General features: G+C 67.0%; 16 protein-coding genes. 5 read left to right on the top strand and 11 right to left on the bottom strand.

The window, feature by feature from the left end; all coding sequences use genetic code 11:
- Window positions 1–4: 4 nt before the first annotated feature.
- Complete coding sequence (locus tag G6N32_RS17460; protein WP_115321346.1) at window positions 5–1,273, bottom strand: deoxyguanosinetriphosphate triphosphohydrolase; 1,269 nt, start codon at window positions 1,271–1,273, stop codon at window positions 5–7.
- A gap of 44 nt (window positions 1,274–1,317) precedes the next feature.
- Here G6N32_RS17460 and G6N32_RS17465 point away from each other — a divergent pair, with 44 nt between their 5' ends.
- Entirely contained in the window at window positions 1,318–3,330 is a 2,013-nt protein-coding gene (locus G6N32_RS17465; protein ID WP_115320662.1) for a TPM domain-containing protein, read from the top strand.
- Between the two features lie 7 nt (window positions 3,331–3,337).
- Here G6N32_RS17465 and G6N32_RS17470 read toward each other — a convergent pair whose 3' ends face one another.
- Window positions 3,338–4,732, bottom strand: a complete 1,395-nt coding sequence (locus G6N32_RS17470; protein ID WP_272871112.1) for a glycine--tRNA ligase — start codon at window positions 4,730–4,732, stop codon at window positions 3,338–3,340.
- A 128-nt stretch (window positions 4,733–4,860) separates the two neighbouring features.
- Between G6N32_RS17470 and G6N32_RS17475 the strand changes: the two genes are divergently transcribed.
- Genes G6N32_RS17475 through G6N32_RS17485 form a run of 3 tightly spaced genes read left to right on the top strand, consistent with a single transcriptional unit; the run spans window position 4,861 to window position 6,320 of the window.
- Window positions 4,861–5,166, top strand: coding sequence for an ArsR/SmtB family transcription factor (locus G6N32_RS17475; protein ID WP_102805607.1), 306 nt, complete (start codon window positions 4,861–4,863; stop codon window positions 5,164–5,166).
- Complete coding sequence (locus G6N32_RS17480; RefSeq protein ID WP_115320663.1) at window positions 5,163–5,585, top strand: Fur family transcriptional regulator; 423 nt, start codon at window positions 5,163–5,165, stop codon at window positions 5,583–5,585. Before G6N32_RS17475 ends, G6N32_RS17480 begins: the two co-directional genes overlap by 4 nt.
- 48 nt (window positions 5,586–5,633) lie before the next feature.
- Entirely contained in the window at window positions 5,634–6,320 is a 687-nt protein-coding gene (locus tag G6N32_RS17485) for a GIY-YIG nuclease family protein (protein WP_232077154.1), read from the top strand.
- Window positions 6,321–6,453: 133 nt separating this feature from the next.
- Here G6N32_RS17485 and G6N32_RS17490 read toward each other — a convergent pair whose 3' ends face one another.
- From G6N32_RS17490 to recO, 3 genes are read right to left on the bottom strand one after another with little or no spacing between them, the layout of a single operon-like run.
- Window positions 6,454–6,837, bottom strand: a complete 384-nt coding sequence (locus G6N32_RS17490) for a hypothetical protein (RefSeq protein ID WP_115320664.1) — start codon at window positions 6,835–6,837, stop codon at window positions 6,454–6,456.
- Window position 6,838: 1 nt separating this feature from the next.
- Window positions 6,839–7,753 (bottom strand): decaprenyl diphosphate synthase, encoded by a 915-nt coding sequence (locus G6N32_RS17495; RefSeq protein ID WP_172507300.1) that lies wholly within the window; start codon window positions 7,751–7,753, stop codon window positions 6,839–6,841.
- Window positions 7,713–8,534 carry a DNA repair protein RecO gene (recO, locus tag G6N32_RS17500; protein WP_115320665.1) on the bottom strand — a complete coding sequence of 274 codons (822 nt, stop codon included), beginning with the start codon at window positions 8,532–8,534 and terminating at the stop codon, window positions 7,713–7,715. Before recO ends, G6N32_RS17495 begins: the two co-directional genes overlap by 41 nt.
- Window positions 8,535–8,598: 64 nt before the next feature.
- Here recO and G6N32_RS17505 point away from each other — a divergent pair, with 64 nt between their 5' ends.
- Window positions 8,599–10,050, top strand: coding sequence for an amidase (locus G6N32_RS17505; RefSeq protein ID WP_115320666.1), 1,452 nt, complete (start codon window positions 8,599–8,601; stop codon window positions 10,048–10,050).
- On the opposite strand, the gene era is transcribed toward G6N32_RS17505, so the two are convergent.
- The 6 genes from era to G6N32_RS17535 all read right to left on the bottom strand — a co-directional run bounded on the left by era (window position 10,047) and on the right by G6N32_RS17535 (window position 15,558).
- Entirely contained in the window at window positions 10,047–10,973 is a 927-nt protein-coding gene (gene era / locus G6N32_RS17510) for a GTPase Era (protein WP_115320667.1), read from the bottom strand. The genes G6N32_RS17505 and era overlap by 4 nt on opposite strands.
- Entirely contained in the window at window positions 10,966–12,258 is a 1,293-nt protein-coding gene (locus G6N32_RS17515; RefSeq protein WP_115320668.1) for a hemolysin family protein, read from the bottom strand. Before G6N32_RS17515 ends, era begins: the two co-directional genes overlap by 8 nt.
- Window positions 12,255–12,791 carry an rRNA maturation RNase YbeY gene (gene ybeY / locus G6N32_RS17520; protein WP_115320669.1) on the bottom strand — a complete coding sequence of 179 codons (537 nt, stop codon included), beginning with the start codon at window positions 12,789–12,791 and terminating at the stop codon, window positions 12,255–12,257. Before ybeY ends, G6N32_RS17515 begins: the two co-directional genes overlap by 4 nt.
- Before the next feature lie 11 nt (window positions 12,792–12,802).
- Window positions 12,803–13,831 carry a PhoH family protein gene (locus G6N32_RS17525; RefSeq protein ID WP_115320670.1) on the bottom strand — a complete coding sequence of 343 codons (1,029 nt, stop codon included), beginning with the start codon at window positions 13,829–13,831 and terminating at the stop codon, window positions 12,803–12,805.
- An 81-nt stretch (window positions 13,832–13,912) separates the two neighbouring features.
- A complete protein-coding gene (locus tag G6N32_RS17530; protein ID WP_115320671.1) occupies window positions 13,913–14,323 on the bottom strand; it encodes a nuclear transport factor 2 family protein in 411 nt (136 codons plus the stop codon).
- Window positions 14,320–15,558, bottom strand: a complete 1,239-nt coding sequence (locus tag G6N32_RS17535; RefSeq protein WP_115320672.1) for a cytochrome P450 — start codon at window positions 15,556–15,558, stop codon at window positions 14,320–14,322. The genes G6N32_RS17530 and G6N32_RS17535 overlap by 4 nt, the downstream gene beginning before the upstream one ends.
- Between the last annotated feature and the right edge of the window lie 77 nt (window positions 15,559–15,635).

Raw genomic sequence — 15,635 nt, forward strand, 5'->3', positions numbered from 1 at the left:
CAGTCTAGGACGCGGGGCCGCCGGCGATGTGCGCGTCGATGCGCTCCACCCTGCCTTCGGTGTAGGAGGCGAGCTGATCGACGACAACCCGCATCCGCGCCGCGTCGTCATCGGCGGCGGTGAACTCCGGCGCGAACACCGGATCGAGTGTGGCGGGCGCACCGTCGAGCAGCCAGTTCGCCACCCGGTGGATCCGTTCCCGTTGCTGCGCCTGCAGTTCCAGGTGCCGCGGGTCGGACATGATGAACTGCAGCGCCAGCGTCTTGAGCAGCGCCACCTCGGCGCGGACGGTCGCGGGCACCTGCAGATCGGCCTGGTAGCGCACCAGCGGCTGCGGCCCGGCGACCTCGTGGGTCAGCCGTACTGCCGCTGAGGCGAACCGGCCGACCAGTTCACTGGTCAGCCGCTTGAGCGCGACTGATGCCGCGAGCGTGCCGTCGTACTTGCCGACGCCGGCGACAACCGGCAGCTGGGACAACCGCTCGCCGGCAGCCTCCAGATCGGCGGCGGCGATCGTGTTGGACTCCCCCAACGCGCCCAGCGCCGCGGCGGCGTCGGCGTCGGCCAGCACCCGCAGGTCGATGCGGCCAGACACCACTCCGTCTTCGACGTCGTGCACGGAGTAGGCCACGTCGTCGGCCCAATCCATCACCTGGGACTCCAGACACGGGCGTCGCGACGGCGCGGCGCCCCGCACCCACTGCGCCAGCGCCCGGTCGTCTTCGTAGAAGCCGAACTTGCGCACGCCCGGTTCGCGGAACCACGGATACTTCGTGACGGCGTCCAGTCCCGCGCGGGTGAGGTTCAGGCCCACGCTGCGACCTTGTCCGTCAAGCACTTTCGGCTCGATGCGGGTCAGGATGCGGAAGTTCTGGGCGTTGCCTTCGAAGCCGCCGCAGGCGGCCGCGAACTCGTCGAGCGCACGTTCCCCGTTGTGGCCGTACGGCGGATGTCCGATGTCGTGCGCCAGACCGGCCATATCCACCAGATCGGCGTCGCATCCCAGCGGCAGCGCCATCCCCCGCCCGATCTGGGCGACCTCCAGCGAATGGGTCAGCCTGGTGCGCGGGTTTTCGCTCTCCCGCGGACCGACCACCTGAGTCTTGTCGGCCAGCCGGCGAAGAGCGGCACAGTGCAGCACGCGCGCACGGTCGCGGGCGAAGTCGGTGCGATGCTCCGTCGACGTGCCGGGCAGCCCGGCAGTCTTCGGCGGCTCGTGCACCACCCGCTCACGGTCGGCCTCGTCGTAGTGGCCGTGCTCATTCGTCGTCACCGACGCACAGTCTGCCAGCACCGGCCCTACTACATTTGACGGTCATGCGCCTCGCACGTCTGTTCAGCCTGCTCGCGGCCATCCTGACCACCGCCACCCTGGTGGCACCCGCCGCGACGGCCGAGCCACCGTTCCGGCTGCCGGATTACGTCACCGACAACGCCGGCGTCCTGGCCGGCGGCCAGCTGGCCAGCGTCCAGAATGCCGTCGACAGCCTCTACCGCGAGCGGAACGTGCGCCTGTGGGTGGTGTTCGTCGACTCCTTCGCCCCAAAAAGTGCGGTGGGTTGGACCGAGGAAACCCGCGTGGCCAGCGATCTGAGCAACCAGGACGCGATCCTGGCCGTCGCGACCGGGCAGCGCTCCTACGCCTTCCTGGTGCCCACCGCGGCGGCCGGCGGCGCGAAGATCGACGACCTGCGCCACGACAAGATCGAGCCCGCGCTGCACAACGGCGACTGGGCGGGCGCCGCGATCGCTGCGGCGGATGGCCTTGCCGCCAAGGGCACCAGCAGCGGCAGCGGGTTCTCGCTACTGCCGCTGGTGATCATTCTGGGCGTCATCATCCTGGCGGTGGCGGTTTTGCTGGTGTGGAGCCGCCGGCGGCGGCGCAAGCGGCACGAAGCCGAGGTGGCCGCCGCCAAGCGGGTCGACCCCACCGATCCCGCTGCCCTGGCCTCGGTTCCGCTCGACGCTCTCGACGAGCTGTCCCGCTCGATCGTCGTCGACGTCGACAACGCCGTGCGCACCAGCTCCAACGAATTGACCTTGGCTATCGAGGAATTTGGCGAGCAACAGACGCAACCATTCGTGCGCGCCGTCGACAACGCCAAGGCCACCCTGCAGCAGGCCTTCAACGTGCGCCAGCAGCTCGACGATGCGGTGCCCGAAACGCCCGCACAGCGCCGCGACCTGTTGACCCGGGTGGTGGTCGCCGCTGCCCGGGCCAACCGTGAGCTCGACGCCCAGAACCAGGCGTTCCATCAGCTGCGCGACCTCGTCATCAACGCACCCGACCGGCTGGACACGCTGACCCAGAAACTGGTCGACGTCAGCGCCCGCATCGATCCCGCCGAGGACACGTTGACTCAGCTGCACACCGAGTTCGCCGAGTCGGCGCTGGCCTCGGTGGCGCGCAACGCCGCTGCCGCCAAGGAGCGCCTGGACTTCGCCGACAGCTCGATCAGCCGGGCCCGCGAGCTGGTGGCCAAACCGGTGGCCGGTGAGCAGAGCGAACTGGTGGATTGTGTTCGCGGCGCGGAAGCCGCTCTGCAACAGGCTGATTCGATGCTCGACGCGGTCGACAGCGCGGCCAGCGACATCCGCCGCGCGGTCGCCACCCTGCCTGCGGCGATCGCCGACACTCAGCAGGGCATCAACCAGGCCGTGGCCCAGCTGACCCAGGGCGGCCTGTCCAACACCGCCGAATTGACCGCTGCCCGCGACGCTGCGGTCGCGGCGGTGGCCGCGGCCCAGGCCAACGGATCGGCCGATCCGCTGGGGGCGTTCACGCAACTGACCCAGGCCGACGCCGACCTGGACCGGCTACTGGCCAGCGTGGCCGAGGAACGCGAGAACGCCGAACGACTGGGCCGCTCCTACGACCAGGCGCTGTTCACCGCGCAGTCGCGGGTGCGGTCGGTGGCCGACTATGTCGACACCCGCCGCGGCAGCGTCGGGCCCGAGGCGCGCACCCGCCTCAACGAGGCGGTGCGTCAACTCGAGGCCGCGCAGGCCAAGCGGAAGACCAACGTCGCAGAGGCAATCGCACACGCCAACGGTGCGTCGATGCTGGCCGCCCAAGCGCAGCAGTTGGCCAACAACGACGTCCAGGCAGCGCAGCGCTCCTACATGAATCACTATGGCGGCGTTGGTGGTTCGTCGAACATGGGTGCCGTCATCGGCGGCATCATCCTCGGCAACATCCTGTCCGGCGGCATGCGCGGCGGATTCGGCGGAGGGTTCGGCGGCGGTGGCGGATGGTCGTCGACGACTTTCGGCGGATCGTCAGGCGGTTCCGACGGCGGCGGGATGCTGGGCGGCGGTGGCCGCTTCTAGGCCGCTTCTAGCCCTTCAGCCGGGTGGCCAGGTAGTCGACCACCGAGTCGATGCCGATCCGCTCCTGGGTCATCTGATCGCGCTCGCGCACGGTCACCGCGTGATCCTCGAGGGAGTCGAAGTCGACGGTCACGCAGTACGGCGTGCCGATCTCGTCCTGGCGGCGATAGCGGCGGCCGATCGCACCGGCGTCGTCGAACTCGATGTTCCAGTTCTTGCGCAACTCCGCGGCCAGATCCTTGGCCTTCGGGCTGAGATCGGCGTGCCGCGACAGCGGCAGTACCGCGGCCTTCACCGGCGCCAGCCGCGGGTCCAGCCGCAGCACCGTGCGCTTGTCCACCCCACCCTTGGCGTTCGGCGCCTCGTCCTCGGCGTAGGCGTCGACGAGGAACGCCATGAACGAACGGGTAAGTCCCGCTGCGGGTTCGATGACGTACGGGATGTAGCGGGTATCGGCGGCCTGGTCGTAGAACGACAGGTCGGTGCCGGAATGCTGCGAGTGCGTCTTGAGGTCGAAGTCGGTGCGGTTGGCGATGCCTTCGAGCTCACCCCACGGGTTGCCCTGGAAACCGAACTTGTACTCGATGTCGGTGGTGCCTGCCGAGTAGTGCGACAGCTTCTCCTTGGGGTGCTCGAAGAGCCGCAGGTTGTCGCGGGTGATGCCGAGATCGATGTACCACTGCAGCCGGGTGTCGATCCAGTACTGGTGCCACTCGGGCGCGGTGGCCGGCTCGACGAAGAACTCCATCTCCATCTGCTCGAACTCGCGGGTGCGGAAGATGAAGTTGCCCGGGGTGATCTCGTTGCGGAAGCTCTTGCCGATCTGACCGATTCCGAACGGTGGCTTCTTGCGCGAGGTGGTCACCACATTCGCGAAGTTCACGAAGATGCCCTGCGCGGTCTCGGGCCGCAGGTAGTGCATGCCTTCTTCGGACTCGATCGGCCCGAGGTAGGTCTTGAGCATCATGTTGAATTCGCGGGGCTCGGTCCACTGGCCCTTGGTGCCGCAGTCCGGGCAGACGATCTCGGTCATCGCGACCGACTCGGGGTCCGCGATTCCCTTCTTCTCCGCGTACGCCTCCTGCAGGTGATCCTGGCGGTGACGCTTGTGGCAGTTGAGGCACTCGATGAGCGGATCGTTGAACACCTCGACGTGGCCGGAGGCCACCCACACCTCGCGAGGCAGGATGATCGAGCTGTCCAGGCCGACGACGTCGTCGCGGCCGGTCACCACCGACCGCCACCATTGCCGTTTGATGTTCTCCTTGAGCTCCACACCCAGGGGGCCGTAGTCCCAGGCCGATTTGGTCCCGCCGTAGATCTCGCCGGCTGGATAGACCAAGCCACGACGCTTGGCCAGGTTGACGACGGAATCGATGACGGACGCCACGGTGGGTGCCACTCCTGTTCTGTGAACGGACAACAGCCCCATAGCCTAGCGACCTCTCGGCGGACCCTTTGACATGCGTGATCGTGCATGGAAAAGTGGACACCAACTGGAAATCGTTTCCAATAACGTGGAGGTGCGAAATGACCACCGCCACCGACCATGCCGCCCTCCTGGAACGCGCCGGCGAACTGTTGCGCGCGCTGGCCGCCCCGGTGCGTATCGCGATCGTTCTGCAATTGCGGGAGTCCCGGCGGTGCGTGCATGAGCTGGTCGACGCTCTCGACGTGCCGCAGCCCCTCGTCAGCCAGCATCTGCGAATCCTGAAGGCGGCAGGCGTGGTCGCCGGCGAACGATCCGGGCGGGAAGTGATGTACCGACTGGTCGACGAGCACCTGGCCGAGATCATCGTCGCCGCCATCAGCCACGCCGGCGAGGAGCACTCATGACCGGCGCAGACGTCCGCCCTCGCGCCGGCGCGGGCGGGGTGCGGGCGACTCGTCAGCGAGCGTCCATCATCGCTCTGCTCGACACCGTCGACGAGTTCCGCTCGGCGCAGGAGTTACACGACGAGCTGCGCCGCCGCGGCGAGAACATCGGACTGACCACGGTGTACCGGACGCTGCAATCACTGTCGGCGGCCGATCTGGTGGACATGGTGCGCACCGATACCGGGGAGTCGGTCTACCGGCGCTGCGCCGGCGCGGACCATCACCATCACCTGGTGTGCCGCAGTTGCGGTGCGGCGGTGGAGGTCAGCGGTCGCGAAGTCGAGGCTTGGGCCGCGGAAGTGGCTGCCGAGCATGGCTTTTCGGACGTCAGCCACACGATCGAGTTGTTCGGCACCTGCACACAGTGCCGGAGCTGAGCTAGCGCGCCGCGGGCATGCGTGGCGTCCGCCTTTGAGCGACAACCGTTGTCGATTTCAGCGCGCTTGATTGATGCGTTCGTGCAATATCGAAGTGTGCCTACCCCGGATGACGTTGCACGCTACCTGGCCGCGAATATTCACAGCCGGGCCGAGGTCATGGCCAAGCCACCACTCGTCGAGCAGGTCGCTGGGGTATACGGATGGTGGTTTCGCGAATTGCCAGGTGACATCGATGTCGCGCATTGCGAGGTTCGCGATGCGCGAACCCTTCTGTACGCCGGCATCAGTCCGAAGGCGCCACCAAAAAATGGACAAAATGCTAGTCGTCAATCGCTTCGCAAACGGATTCGAACTCACTACAGCGGCAACGCTGCCCGGTCAACGCTTCGCCTCACGCTCGGCTGCCTTTTGGCCGAGCACCTAGGTATCGAATTGCGACGTTACGGGTCGAGCGAACGTCTCCACTTCGGAGCCGGCGAGCAGGATCTGTCTCGCTGGATGGCCGCAAACGCTTTCGTATCGTGGTATCCGACTCCACAACCATGGCTGTTGGAGGACCACTTACTGGAGACGCAAGATCTTCCGCTCAACTTGGATAAGAACAACAGAAACCCATTCCACTCGCAACTGTCGGATGCCCGAGCCGCAGCAAAGGCGAGAGCACGGTCACTCCCCGTTCTGCGGAATCCGGGAATTGGCGGAGCACACGTGAGCGACAACGGTGTCGCTTAGAGGCGGACAACAACCGTGTTACCCAGAGCCTTCGGGTCCCGAGGAGCTGAGCCCCCGCGCCGACATCGACGTCAGCGTGGGACCTACTCGAACTTTCCCGCGCTGGTGTCGATCTCGACGAAGCGCCTGACAGCTAGTCGACGAGCGCGCGGCGAGCATCGGCCCCGCCTGCGAGCACCATCAGCACCAGGGTCTGTAGCGCATGATCGGCCAGACCGTCGCCGGGAAAGTTGTAGCGCAACATGATGTCGCCCTTCTTGCCGGACTCGACGAGCGTCACCGTCCCCAACATCGTCGAGGATGCTTGCGCGGCAACACGTTTGCGTAGATCGGCGTTGACCGGCAGATCCCACCCGAGCACCTGCGTCACCGACACCATCTCGATGTCCTCGGCAATGGTGACCGTTCGCAGGGACGCGAACGTGCCCTCGTAACGCACGGTGAGCGCGCCATCCGGCTCCACCTCGACCGGCACGACCGCGCTCAGCGCATCGGCCAACCGTGCGTCGAGTCCCATCTCAGGCCCGGCCGAAACGCCGATTGCGTTCGGCGTACTCCTCGCATGCCGCCCACAGGTCGCGCCGATCGTAATCGGGCCACAGCTTGTCCTGGAACACGTATTCGGCGTACGCGGCCTGCCACAGCATGAAGTTGCTTGCCCGCTGCTCCCCCGACGTCCTGATGAACAGGTCGACGTCGGGGATGTCGGGCCGGTGCAGGTGCTCGGTGATCGTGGCCTCGTTCACCCGTTCCGGGTCGACCCGGCCGGCCACCGCATCGCGCGCGATTTGCTTTGCCGCTTCGGCGATTTCGGCCCGCCCGCCGTAGTTCACGCAGTAGTTCACCGTGATGACGTCGTTGTCGACGGTCATGTTCTCGGCGATGTCGAATTCCTTGATCACGCTGCGCCACATCCGCGCCCGCGATCCCACCCAGCGCATGTTGACCCCCATGGCGTCGAGGTTCTCGCGGCGCCGACGGACCACCTCGCGATTGAAGCCCATCAGGAACCGCACCTCTTCGGTACTGCGCCGCCAGTTCTCGGTGGAGAACGCATACACCGACAGGTGCTGGATACCGATCTCGATGGCCCCGCAGGTGATGTCGATCAGCACCGCTTCGCCCATCTTGTGACCCTCGGTGCGGCTCAACCCCCGCTGCGTGGCCCAGCGCCCGTTGCCGTCCATCACGACCGCGACGTGCTTGGGCATCTGGGTGGCCGGGATCGCCGGCGGCACGGCCTTGGAGGTGTGCTGGGGCGGCCGGCGTGGGCCGCCGTCCGGCGCGGGCGGCAGCTCCGGAAACACGACCGGCCACACAGAGGTGTCCGGGAACATCGGGTAGTCGTCGGGCGCCGGGGGCAGCTGCGGAAAGGTCTCTTTCCGCCTGCGCTCAGCCCCCCGCCACGAGCTGGTCACCCGGTTCATCGCCATATGGCTCATCCTGCCTGAACATCTCCATCCCATGGTCAGCGGCCCGCCGGTAGACCCGCTCCACCAGCGGCAAAGTACGCAGTTGGCGTTCCAGATGCCACTGCAGATGCGCAGCCACCAAGCCGCTGGCGTGGCTACGATGCGACGGCGTCGAGGCCTCCGCAAGCTCCCAATCGCCGTCGTGCAGCGCGGACATCAGATCCAGCACAGCCTGCGGCGGCGTCGTCGAGCCGGACGGACGGCAATGCATGCAGACGCTGCCACCAGCGGCGATGTGGAACGCGCGGTGCGGTCCCGGTGCCGCGCAGCGGGCACATTCGGTCAGTGCCGGCGCCCAGCCTGCGATGCCCATGGCCCTCAGCAGGTAGGCGTCCAAGACCAGCTCACGGCTGCGCGCACCGTCGGCCACCGCGCGCAACGCCCCGACCGTGAGCCGGTGCAGCGCCGGCGCCGGGGCGCGTTCCTCCCCGGCAAGCCGCTCGGCGGTCTCCAGGACCGCGCAGGCGCTGGTGTAGCGGCCGTAGTCGCTGACGATGTCGGTGGCGAAGGCGTCGATCGACACCACCTGGGTGACGATGTCCAGGTTGCGACCCGGATGCAGCTGGACGTCGATGTGGGCGAACGGTTCGAGCCGGGAACCGAATTTGCTGCGGGTACGGCGCACGCCCTTGGCAACCGCGCGGACCAGACCGTGGTCGCGGGTCAGCAAGGTGACGATGCGGTCGGCTTCACCGAGCTTGTGCTGGCGCAGCACGACCGCCCGATCCCGATACAGCCGCATCCGACTAGTTTCCCACCGCATTGCGACATAACTGCGGACGCGCGCCGTTAGTCTCGACGTCGCCATGACAGCTCACCGGAGTCTGGGCAGGCCACCGCGGTTTCCGACCATCGGTGAGCAGCTCTATCAGTTGGCCAGCGGCACGGTCACGTCCGCCGAACTGGTCCGCCGGTCGCTGCGCGCGATCACCGCCAGCCAGTCCACACTCAACGCCTTCCGGGTGGTGCTGACCGAGTCGGCGCTCGCCGACGCCGCCGACGCCGATCGACGACGCGCCGCCGGCGAGCAGGCCTCGCTGCTGGGCATCCCCATCGCGGTCAAGGACGACGTCGACATCGCAGGTGTTCCGACCTCCTTCGGAACCGCCGGACCGGTGCGCCCCGCGACGCACGACTCCGAAGTGGTCCGCCGGCTGCGCGAGGCCGGCGCGGTGATCGTCGGCAAGACGAACTGCTGCGAACTGGGCCAATGGCCGTTCACCAGCGGGCCTGCCTTCGGCCACACCCGTAATCCCTGGTCGCGCAAGCACACTCCCGGTGGGTCGTCGGGCGGCAGTGCCGCCGCCGTCGCGGCAGGCCTGGTCGCCGCCGCGATCGGTTCCGACGGCGCAGGCAGTGTCCGGGTGCCCGCCGCCTGGACCCACCTGGTCGGCATCAAGCCGCAGCGCGGTCGCATCTCGACCTGGCCGATTCACGACCCGTTCAACGGGATCACCGTCAACGGAGTTCTGGCGCGCACGGTGGCCGACGCCGCTCTTGTGCTCGACGCCGCCTCGGGGAACCACGACGACGACCCGGTCAAGCCGCCGCCGGTACGGATGACCGACTCCGTCGGGGCCGCGCCGGGGCCGCTGAAGATCGCGTTGTCGACGCGGTTTCCGTTCACGTTCTTTCCGGCCAGGCTTCATCCCGAGATCAGGGTCGCTCTCAGCGGCATCGCCGAGCAGCTGGGCCTGCTGGGTCACACCGTGATGGCGGGCAACCCCAACTACGGCCTGCGGCTGCCGCTGACGTTCCTGCCCCGCTCCACCGCCGGGCTGCTGGAGTGGGCCGACCGGCTCGGAGACGACGTGACGTTCGACGCCCGCACCGAGTCGAACATGCGGATGGGCAGGCTGCTGTCGGGTTCGATGCTGCGCCGCGCACGCGCCAGCGAGCCCAAGCTGCACCGCCGCGTCGGAGAGATCTTCCGCTCCGTCGACGTCGTGCTGGCACCGACGACGGCACAACCACCTCCCCCGGCGCGCAGGTTCGACCGCCTCGGGCCGATGGGTACCGACCGCGCGATGATCGCGGCCTGCCCGGTGACGTTCCCGTGGAATCTGCTGGGGTGGCCGTCGATCAGTGTTCCGGCCGGCTTCACCTCCGACGGCCTGCCGATCGGCGTGCAGCTGATGGGCCCGGCCAACAGCGAGCCGCTGCTGATCTCCCTGGCGGCCGAACTGGAAGCCATCAACGGGTGGGCCAACAAGCAACCCGAGATCTGGTGGAACACCCCGGTGCCTACCGAGAGCTAAAACCCCAGCCGGCCAAGCTGTTTGGGGTCGCGCTGCCAGTTCTTGGCAATCTTGACCCGCAGATCGAGATACACCTTGGTGCCGAGCAGCTTCTCGATCTGCGTACGCGCCACCGTCCCAACCTCTTTGAGCCGGGCGCCACCCTTGCCGATGACGATGCCCTTCTGGCTGTCGCGCTCGACATACAACACCGCATGCACGTCGATCAAGGGATCATCCGCCGGCCGTCCTGATCTTTCCTCGATCTCCTCGATCACCACTGCCAGGGAGTGCGGTAACTCATCGCGCACGCCCTCCAGAGCAGCCTCGCGGATGAGCTCGGCCATCAACACTTCTTCGGGCTCGTCGGTGAGCTCCCCGTCGGGGTAGAACGCCGGGCCCGGCTGCAGCTGACCGGCCAGCACGTCGATGAGGACGTCGACCTGGTCGCCGCGCGTCGCCGAGACCGGCACGATCTCGGCTGCGGTGTCGCCGACCAGTTCGTGGACGGCGATCAGCTGTTCGGCCACCCGCTCCTTGGACACCTTGTCGATCTTGGTGACGATGACGACAAGGGTCGTGCGGGGTGCGACGTCACGGATCTGTTCGTAGATCCATCGATCGCCGGGTCCGATGTTCTCGTCGGCGGGAATGCACAGGCCGATGACGTCGACTTCGGAGTAGGTGTCGCGGACCAGGTCGTTGAGCCGCTTGCCCAGCAGCGTGCGCGGGCGGTGCAGGCCGGGGGTGTCGACCAGAACGATCTGGAAATCCGGGCGGTGCACGATCCCGCGAATGGTGTGCCGGGTGGTCTGCGGACGGTTGGAAGTGATCGCCACCTTGGTGCCGACGAGCGCGTTGGTCAGCGTCGATTTGCCGGTGTTGGGGCGGCCGATGAAACAGACGAAGCCGGACCGGAATTCACGTTGCGCAGGGTCAGTCATCCTCGTCGCTTTCTTCAGGCTCGATCCGGCTGACCAGCACGGTGCCGATGCGAAGCCGCCCTCTGTGGTCCCGGCCGCCTTCGGCCTGCAGACGCAGCCCGTGCGAGACGACCTCGGCACCGGGCAGTGGCACCCGCCCCAGCTCGAGGGCCAGCAGACCGCCGACGGTGTCGACGTCGAGATCGTCGGCGAACTCGATGTCATAGAGCTCGCCGACGTCCTCGATCGGCAAGCGAGCCGACACCCGGAACCGGTTGTCGCCCAATTCTTCGACGGGAGCCACCTCACGGGTGTCGTACTCGTCGGCGATCTCGCCGACGATCTCCTCCAGAACATCCTCGATGGTGACCAGGCCTGCGATGGCGCCGTACTCGTCGACCAGCAAGGCCATGTGATTGCGGTCGCGCTGCATCTCACGCAACAACTCGTCGAGCGGTTTGGAGTCGGGGACGAACACCGCCGGGCGCATGATGTCGGCCACCTTGGTGCCGCGGCCGCTGTCCGACGAGTAATAGGTGCGCTGCACAAGGTCTTTGAGATAGACGACGCCGACCACGTCGTCGACGTTCTCCCCGATCACCGGGATGCGCGAATACCCGCTGCGCACCGCCAGCGAGGTCGCCTGGCTGGCGGACTTGTCGTTCTCGATCCACACCATCTCGGTGCGCGGCACCATCACCTCGCGCGCGGCGGTATCGCCGAGTTCGAACACCGACTGGATCATTCGGCGTTCGTCGTCGGCCACCACCCCGCGCTGCTGCGCCAGGTCGACCACCTCACGCAGCTCGATCTCGGAGGCGAACGGTCCGTTGCGGAAGCCGCGTCCCGGGGTCAGCGCGTTGCCGAGCACGATGAGCAGCCGGCTGATCGGTGTCAGCAGAACCGAGATCGCCTGCAGGGGAACCGCCGACGTCAAGGCGATCGTGTAGGCGTTCTGCCTGCCGATGGTGCGAGGGCCCACCCCCATCGCGACGAAGCTGGCGACCGTCATGATGCCCGCCGCCGCCACCAGACCCCAGGTCAGCCCGAGGTCGTCCCACAAGAAGGCGACCAGCAAGACCGTCGCGGCGGCCTCGCACGCAATGCGCAGCAGCACAACGAGATTGATGTAGCGCGGCCGCTCGGCCATGATCCTGGCCAGCCGCAGGGCGCCTGGTCGCTCGTCGCGCACCAATTCCTCGACCCGTGCAATCGACACGGTGCTGATGGCGGCGTCGATCGCGGCGAACAGACCGCCCAGCGCTATCAGGGCGATCGCACCGAGCAGCGCACTCCATCCCGTCACGGCTGGTCGAAGAACTGTGACTTGTCGAGCAGGCGACGGTCCTTCTCGATCTGCCGATCCTGGTGGTATGCCTCGACCTGCTCGGCCACCCACTCTTCGAGCAGGGTCCGTTGCAGGTCGAACATCTCCTTCTCCTCGTCCGGCTCGGCGTGGTCGTAACCCAACAGATGGAGCACGCCGTGCACGGTCAACAGAGCCAGTTCCTGACCGAGGCTGTGGCCGGCGGCGCGGGCCTGGTCGGCGGCGAACTGCGGGCACAACACGATGTCGCCGAGCATCGACGGCCCCGGCTCGGGCGCATCCGGGCGACCGCCGGGCTCGAGCTCGTCCATCGGAAAGCTCATCACGTCGGTGGGACCGGGCAGGTCCATCCAGCGCATGTGCAGGTCGGCCATCGCGTTGGTGTCCAGCAACACCATCGACAGCTCAGCGGCCGGGTTGACGTCCATGCGGCGAATCACGAAGCGCGCGACGCTGATCAGTTCCTCTTCGGAAACGTCGAGGCCGGATTCGTTGGATACCTCGATGGTCATGTGAGATGCCCCTAGCGCCGCGTGGAGCGACGTTGGGAGCGGTTCATCAGTGCCGGCTGCTCGGCCTTGGCGTAGGCGTCGACGATCTCCGACACCAGGCGGTGGCGCACCACGTCGGCGCTGGTGAGTTCGGCGAAATGGATGTCGTCGATGCCGTCGAGGACATCCATCGCCGCCCGCAGACCGGACTTGGCGCCGCCGGGCAGGTCGACCTGGGTGATGTCACCGGTGACTACGATCTTGGAGCCGAACCCCAGCCGGGTGAGGAACATCTTCATCTGCTCGGCGGTGGTGTTCTGCGCCTCGTCGAGGATGATGAACGCGTCGTTGAGTGAGCGGCCGCGCATGAAGGCCAGCGGCGCGACCTCGATCACCCCGGTGCTCAGCAGGTTCGGGATGGCGGCGGGATCCATCATGTCGTGCAACGCGTCGTAGAGCGGCCGCAGGTACGGGTCGATCTTCTCGGTCAGCGTGCCGGGCAGAAACCCAAGGCGCTCACCGGCTTCCACCGCGGGCCGGGTCAGGATGATCCGGGTGACCTGCTTGGTCTGCAGCGCATTGACCGCCTTGGCCATGGCCAGGTAGGTCTTGCCGGTGCCCGCCGGACCGATGCCGAACACGATCGTGTGGGCGTCGATGGCGTCCACGTAGCGCTTCTGGTTGAGCGTCTTGGGCCGAATCGTCTTTCCGCGCCGGGACAAGATGTCCAGCGTCAGCACCTCGGCCGGTGACTCGTTGTCCGCGCCCGCGAGCATCCCCACACTGCGGCGCACCGCGTCCGGGGACAGCGTCTGACCGCCCGCCACCACCGCGATGAGTTCGGAAATCACCCGTTCGGCCATGGCGACATCAGCCGCTTCACCGGACAGGGAGATGGTGTTGCCTCGGACATGGACATCGGCCGACAGGCTGCGTTCGAGTGCGCGCAGATTCTCGTCAGCCGAACCCAGCAGACCCACGACGAGGTCGGGCGGAACAGTCATACTGCTGCGCACCTGGCTGTCATCAGGGCGAGCAGCGGTCGTCTCGCGGGGCGTCACGTGGTCTTCGAAGCCTGCTTCCTGGGTTCCGGTTAGGTCGAAAACACCAGTTTACCGTCCGACCGCCGCAGCTCCCACTGGTTAACCCACAGTCTGGGTGAACGCCTGATGGGTCAGTGCCGAGTTCATGAAGTCCCGGAAATGCAGCCACTTGCCATCGCGCAGCGTGATGATGTGCGCGAACTCCGATTCCCAGGTGTGGCCGGTGGCCGTCCGCAGGAACTTCTGGTGACCCCAGACCGCGAGATTGTCGCCGTCTCCGATGAACAGCCACGGCTCCATCGCCACGATCTCGATGTGGGCGCCCACGGTGCTGAAGAACTCTCCTGCCGCCTCGATGCCGCGGTAGTCACCGGCGTACGGGATCGCGTCACTGCCGTAGTAGGTGATCCTGACGTCCGGATCCATGTGACTCAGCGCCGTCGCCAGGTCACCGGCCGGGACCGCCGCGTAGATGGCCCGGGTGGCGGCGATGTTGATGCTCTCGCTCATCGGCTCAGCTGCATCGGCAGGCGGACGAAGCCGTGGGTGAGCAGACTGGCCGTCTGGCGCTCGGCCGGTTCCTCGGACAGGCCGATCACCGAGTAACGGTCCAGCACCGCATTGACGATCGACTGCACCTCCAGCCGGGCCAGCGGCGCACCGAGGCAGAAGTGCAAGCCGTGACCGAACGCCAGTTGCTGGCGGATGTTGGGCCGGTCCAGATCCAGGCGCGCGGGATCCTCGAACACCGCCGGGTCGTGGTTGGCCGAGCCGAAGAACAACGCGACCCACTCCCCTTTGCGGATCTTGGCACCGTCGATCTCGACATCACGGGTCGCGATGCGGAACAGCCGGTTCGGCCCGGTGAGCCGCGCGACCTCCTCGATGAACGTGCTCAGCAACGAACGGTCGGCCCGCAGCCGGGCGGTCACCGCAGGTTCGCGCGCCATCGCATCGAGAACGCTGCCGATGAGATAGGTCGTCGTCTCGCTGCCGGCGACCACGAGCGTGACGCAGAACCGCACCACCTGCTCCGGGGTGAGCCGCTGACCGTCGAGCTCGGCCCTCAGCAGCGCCGAGATCAGGTCCTCGGCGTCCTCGATGTCCTGTGAATCGTCAACGCGCGCAAGCTTTTCAGTGACGCGCTCGGTGAACGCCGTGACCATCTCGAAGTTGCTGGCCATCCGCTCTTCGGGAGTCATCGCCGACGACAGCATGAACGCGTTGGCCCAGTTCTTGAATCGGACGTGGTCGCCTTCGGGAAGACCCAGCAGCCGCACCATCGCCCGCGTGGGCACCTCGTCGGCGAACTCCATCACGTCGCGATCTCCGTCGCCGGTGCGGTCGTCGAACTCGGCGAGCAGGATCGGCACCAGTTCGTCGAGCCAGTTCTCGAGCCGCCGGATGCGCCGCGGCGAGAATGCCTGGCTGACCAGTTTGCGTTCGGCGGTGTGCGCGGGCGCATCGGTGTTGACCAGCATCAGACTCGGCGCCGACGACGCCTCCTGGATGGGGTCGCGCGAGGAGAACGTCTCGCTGTCCCGCGCCGCTGCGAGCACCTGGTCGTAGCGGAACAACGCCCATGCGGTCACCGGTTCGTCGGCGCCGGGCACCGTGCCCGGGGGCCAGTCCCGATACCCCGGCACCGGCGAGGAATCGCGCAGTTGCTCGTAGAGCGGATACGGGTTGGCGATCCCCTCCGGAGTGGTGAGCTGATGCAGGGCAGAGGCCGTCGTCAAGGTCATGCGAACAGCCTCATTGCTCGTATGAGGCTGGTCGATCTCCCGATGGAGGTCAGTTGCACTCCCGACCGAGCGGTTTT

The sequence above is a fragment of the Mycolicibacterium aichiense genome, assembly GCF_010726245.1.
In the GTDB taxonomy this organism is placed as follows: Bacteria; Actinomycetota; Actinomycetes; order Mycobacteriales; family Mycobacteriaceae; genus Mycobacterium; species Mycobacterium aichiense.